The organism is Pseudovibrio ascidiaceicola, assembly GCF_900114245.1.
Taxonomy (GTDB): Bacteria; Pseudomonadota; Alphaproteobacteria; order Rhizobiales; family Stappiaceae; genus Pseudovibrio; species Pseudovibrio ascidiaceicola.
On sequence record NZ_FOSK01000034.1, the window covers coordinates 1 to 5,113 of the forward strand.

Here is a 5,113-nt window from a genome sequence, read left to right on the forward strand (position 1 = left end):
CGCCAATCTGGCTCCAGCGGAATAATCGTCACACTATCAGTATTGAGGCTAACCTGTCCTGCCGGCAATTCCACAGACCGCCCATTTATTTGCCGTAAAAGATCGGTTTGATTATCGGCAATCAAATCTATGACCCCTTCGTCAAGAGCATCGACCGCCGTTAGGCTAGCAGCTTCGCTGACCGCCTTTTCCGCCCACTCTGAGTTTCGGTTCCTCAACTGAGCGAGGCTCTTGATGTAGGCCTTCGCATCACTGATAGCTTTGACGGAGGAGGAAGGGGCCTTACTTTTCTCTTCATCCTCTTCGTTGTCGGAGCTTCCAGATCCGGGAAGACCACCGCCTATTTGAACCGGTGTTGCTGCACCTAAATTGGTCCCCGGTGCCATGGCAGCAATATGGCATGCGTAGAGAATGTAGGTTCCAGCACTGGCCGCACGTGCACCGCTCGGTGCAACATACCCAACAACTGGAACCGGAGATGCCAGAATGGCATGAATGATGGTTCGCATTGCGGTGTCGAGACCGCCAGGGGTGTTTAAGGTGAGGATGACAAGCGTGGCCCCATTTTCCTGAGCGGATTGGAGGCTACGTGTCACATAGTCAGCAGTGGCCGGTCCTATAGGGCCTTCAATACGGATGAGCGAAGCTGTCCGATCCGTTTGGGCGGCACCGTAGCTCGTGGTGCAAAGCGCAAAAATGAAGAAACCGCCGATTAAAATTACCTGAAAAAAGACACACCGAATACACGCAAATCCTAAATCTTCAAGATTTGCAATCTGCCATTTCGTTCTTGTGGCCGTTAGTAACATTTCACGGTGCGTTCTGCTTTTAGATGGTTACATTCAGATATCTACGCCACGTACATAAGGAAACGTGGTAACTACATACTCAAGTGATATTTGCGGGTATGGTGCTCAGCAAATTATCTGCATCTATACTGGCACATAACGCAGAGGATAGGTAACTTGGTGAATGTGACAGTTTCTGATGACTTAAGACATCTCCAAACTGTTTGCATTTGAACGGTAGCTTATTTGTTCGCAAATCAGTTTGATGAGGCGTATTCAGGATACGTGTAAAATAGTCCAGACTTCTGCCAGAGTAATGAAGCCTCAAATTTGATAAGCGCCTATTGATCCCATAGTGAACTCTCTATGTGGCGCGCTTGAACAACTGTTCTGCAGACAAAGTAGGCATTGCTACGGTGCCGAAAATTGGAAATGAGCATGGCTACTACGAGGTGTCTCGAGCCAACAACAGACATTCGAGCGTTTCTTTCTGAGGTTGAGGCAATTCTTTTAGAAGTTACTGCTGGCGTTTTCATGAATGCTTTTCGGTCGGACCTATGTGCTCACTTTTGCTGGATGTGTCACGGGTCGTTGAGCCCTCTTTACCAATTGCAGCGGTTTGCACCAATATCGGATGTCTCAGCTTGGAGTTGGGCATGGAACGTTGAATCAAGTCGGCAATGCTCCGCCAATTCAGTAGGTATCAGTGTGCTGCATTGAAAGATAGCAAGGACATCTGTACCCCCACGCCAGATGCCCCATGGAGTGCCTCAGTTTAATTCAAAGTGATCCGCCAAGGCGTCGATAATGGTGTCAAGCACCTGACTTCGATCCGTCCCCACCGGGTCGGTGCAGACAGGATCATCTTGTTCTTCTATCAGAAGAGCTTCACCTGCGGGCTTGCAAAGTCCAAGTGCTGTAAAATGCGTAGCAGGTGCGATTGTCTTAACAGAAGCCTGCGGCACCAAAGTCTCAAAATTGCTCCCCATAGCGCTCGTGTCTGTCGCATTGAGCCTATGGGTTCCTTCGCCCATCCCTACAAGAAGAAGCGGAACCGTTACATCCTGCACATCCTGCGGCGCAAGATCCCAAGTTAGACCAGGATCAATAGCTGCGACGCCACTGATACGCGGATCCCTGTAGGATGCCTCATACTTGTCTTGATCGATTGCCGTGATGTCGACGCCTTCGGATGTCAGTTCAGCGCAAAATCGTGACCCTGCACCCGCAGCTTTGCAATACTCGAAAAAACCGTCCCGATTGCCTTGGACACCTGCAAGTGAAAGGGCAGTCCATCCCCCGTAGGATAAGCCTGTGGCATAGATCCGTGTTTCGTCGATGATGGGTGCGAAAATCGGATCTTGTAATACATAGTCCAATGCAGCGGACATGTCTTCGGCGCGGGTCCAATGATTGAATGCGGTGTCGAAGTCCAAATCAAAAGTTGTACTGCTTGGATGGTTTACTGCCACAACGATTGCCCCTTTGGAAGCCAACCCTGCGCTGAGCCACGCCATCCGAGCGTAATTGCCACCCCAGCCATGAGAGAGAAGAACGACCGGATGTCGTCCCGGTACCGGTTCGGCATCTTTGAACACAGATGTTCCATAAAATATCGCATTTTCAGCAAACATGGTCTGGTGCTGACCCACGGCAGGGAACATGACAGCCATCTGCATATCTTGGTCATGATGGGGAACCGCTATAGTCAGCTCGTCGAGGCCGACATCTTGTGTTGCGATTTCAGTGCCAGCAGAGAGGATCGAAGCGAGGGCAAGGACAGTAGTTTTCATGGAGTGCCTATCGGTGAAGTGGTTTGAATGTTGACACCTTCATTCAAACGCTGACGGGATTTTATTCGACCTGAATCAGGTTTAAGGTCACGCAGATCAGGATTTAGGTCCTATTAAGTAAGGAAAAGGACCTCGCCTGATGCCAGTTCTACCAATACCCATGATTATCGCTCTGCTGCTATTGAGCTTCTTTTGCACTGTGTGCTGAGTCGCGGGATGCACACAACCAGAAATAGCAAGAACATAAAACCGGCGAGGCCCTGTACTTAGGAGAATGTCGGAAAATAGTCCGCTGCTACGTGTCGGGAGTGTCAAAAAGTTTGGGCCAATCACGACCCTTCAAACACTTCAATCAAGGATTGAACAGCGCTCTTGAAAGATACCATGGATGCTTTAGTGAGTTTGCTTGTTTGTCCCTCCGGCTCCTTAGTCGACCTTCATTAGTGCTTTGCTCTCAACAGGACTGCCTACGCAGCAGCTGTGAAGGGGGCTTGAGATAAACCACAATGATATGGGCTGTCATGTGGTGATTTCCTGATCCTTTCGGGGGGTACGGTAAGTGCGAAGGCTTCGCTCGACCCAAGGGCTGGCACTGACAATGATGATACCGATCAGCACCCCTGCGGACCCGATCAGAAACCCGGTCGTCAGAGCGTCTCCTAAAAGGAAGTAGCCAAGGATGACCCCGATCAGAGGGGTCAGGAACGAAAACACACCCAATTGTGTGGCCTTGTAACGTGTCAACATCCAGAACCAGCACAGGAAACTTGCAAAGGCAACAATCACGCTCTGGAAGGCAAGGTTCCAGAAAAGTGGCGCTGACGGGATGATCCCAGCCTGACCGGTAAACGCCGCGATCGTAATCAGAATGATCGCGGTAATCGCGAGTTGATAGAAAAGAACATGGGTGGCGTACAACTCACTGAGACGTGTTGTTCGGATCAAAACGGTTGTCGCTCCCCAAAGAACTGCGGCCAATAGAGCCAGCGTATCTCCTAAAAGCATAGAGGCAGCAGCAGGTGTTCCGGATTGATCTGGTCCCGGTGTGAGGAAGGCATATGCAATGCCGATGATGGCCACGAAAATACCGCCCCATTGAAGGGCAGAAAGACGCTCGGTTGAGAGTTTCAGATGAAGACCCAAAGCGGCAAACACGGGAGCTGTGTAAAGGAAAACAACCACGTGAGATGCGGTGCTGTATTCAAGCGCTTTCCCTATAAGAAGGAACTCAAAGGCGAAAAGAAGTCCTGCCAGCGCTCCGAGCAATGCAGTTCCTCCCGATAAGAGGGGGCGCTTTTGCCGAAACGCGGTCAAAGTATATACGCAAGCGGCAGCTAACCCTGAGCGAATGCCGATCTGAAACACGGAAGAAGCATAAGATTCAGTCGCCTTGAGGCCAATTTGTTGCATGGCCCAGATTGTGCAAATAACGACCATCAAGCCGATTGCTGTGATATCAAGTGGCTTGCGCTGATCCAAAACCATTCTCCTTGTTGAGTTCAAGGACAATAGCTTTTGTCATTTGATCAGTATATATTGATTAAATGACAAAAGCTGTAGAAAATCTGACAGATAGATCCGGGGAAGGCTCTCGCATACATGACGTTCCGTTTCGAGAGCGCTTGCCACAGCCGCTTTATTTCCGGTCGGCGCAGATGCCAAAGAATGCGATTTACCCACGTCATAGCCACCCATGGGGTGAGCTGGTTTACTCTTATAGTGGTGTAATGGAAATCAACCTCAGGGATGGTCACTTCCTTGCTCCGCCACAATATGCCGTATGGTTGCCGCCAGACGTGGAACATCAAGGATTGAACAGGCAGGCTGCCGTGCATTGCTCTCTTTATGTTTCCCTTGATCTCTGCGGACCACTCCCCCAGCGGACCACAGCACTCGAGGTCAACCCGATGCTTCGGACCATGCTGGAGTATCTGAGGGAGAAGGAAGGTACGTGCCCGTCCAATCCTGCACACCTTCGGTTTTTGCAGGTCGTGGTTGATCAATTTGCAGAAGGACAGCAGGTCGGTTCTTTTCTGCCCTCGACGACCGACCCCATACTGGGGAAGGTGCTTCAGCATCTACAAGATAATCCGCATGACAATCGGTCATTAGCGGAACTCGCCCGGCTCCATGATACATCGGAGCGCACGCTGATCCGTAGGTGCAAGCGCGATCTCGGGATCCCCTTTGCAGAATGGAAGCAAAGGTTGCGCGTACTCAAGGCGATGCCAATGCTGGAAGCTGGAGATCCCGTGCAAAGCATCGCTGATCAACTGGGTTATGGCAGCGCCTCATCCTTCATCGCTATGTTCGGGCGGATGATCGGGAAAACACCTGACGGCTATCGCAAGTCAGTTCTCAAATAAGCATCTTGAAAAAATACTATCAAATTTGAATAGCCGTCGCCGAATGAGTTCAGAGTGTTTCTGCTAACGAATTGGACTGGCTCAGGAAAAGTAGAGAGCCTTCTGATACATTAAGATCAGGAGGACTTTATGGGGCGCAAACATTACACGGAAGAGTTTAAGCGGG

3 protein-coding genes and 1 pseudogene are annotated in these 5,113 nt (G+C 50.4%); 1 reads left to right on the top strand and 3 read right to left on the bottom strand.

Features of this window, described 5'->3' with window-relative positions; all coding sequences use genetic code 11:
* The 3 genes and pseudogenes from BM231_RS26630 to BM231_RS26640 form a co-directional block, all read right to left on the bottom strand.
* Nucleotides 1-809, bottom strand: a pseudogene (locus BM231_RS26630) (hypothetical protein); the annotation flags it as partial.
* Between the two features lie 749 nt (nucleotides 810-1,558).
* Nucleotides 1,559-2,581 carry an alpha/beta hydrolase family protein gene (locus BM231_RS26635; protein ID WP_093524399.1) on the bottom strand — a complete coding sequence of 341 codons (1,023 nt, stop codon included), beginning with the start codon at nucleotides 2,579-2,581 and terminating at the stop codon, nucleotides 1,559-1,561.
* Nucleotides 2,582-3,100: 519 nt separating this feature from the next.
* A complete protein-coding gene (locus tag BM231_RS26640) occupies nucleotides 3,101-4,060 on the bottom strand; it encodes a DMT family transporter (protein ID WP_093524402.1) in 960 nt (319 codons plus the stop codon).
* Between the two features lie 65 nt (nucleotides 4,061-4,125).
* Between BM231_RS26640 and BM231_RS26645 the strand changes: the two genes are divergently transcribed.
* Nucleotides 4,126-4,947 (top strand): AraC family transcriptional regulator, encoded by an 822-nt coding sequence (locus BM231_RS26645; protein WP_093524400.1) that lies wholly within the window; start codon nucleotides 4,126-4,128, stop codon nucleotides 4,945-4,947.
* Nucleotides 4,948-5,113: the final 166 nt, after the last annotated feature.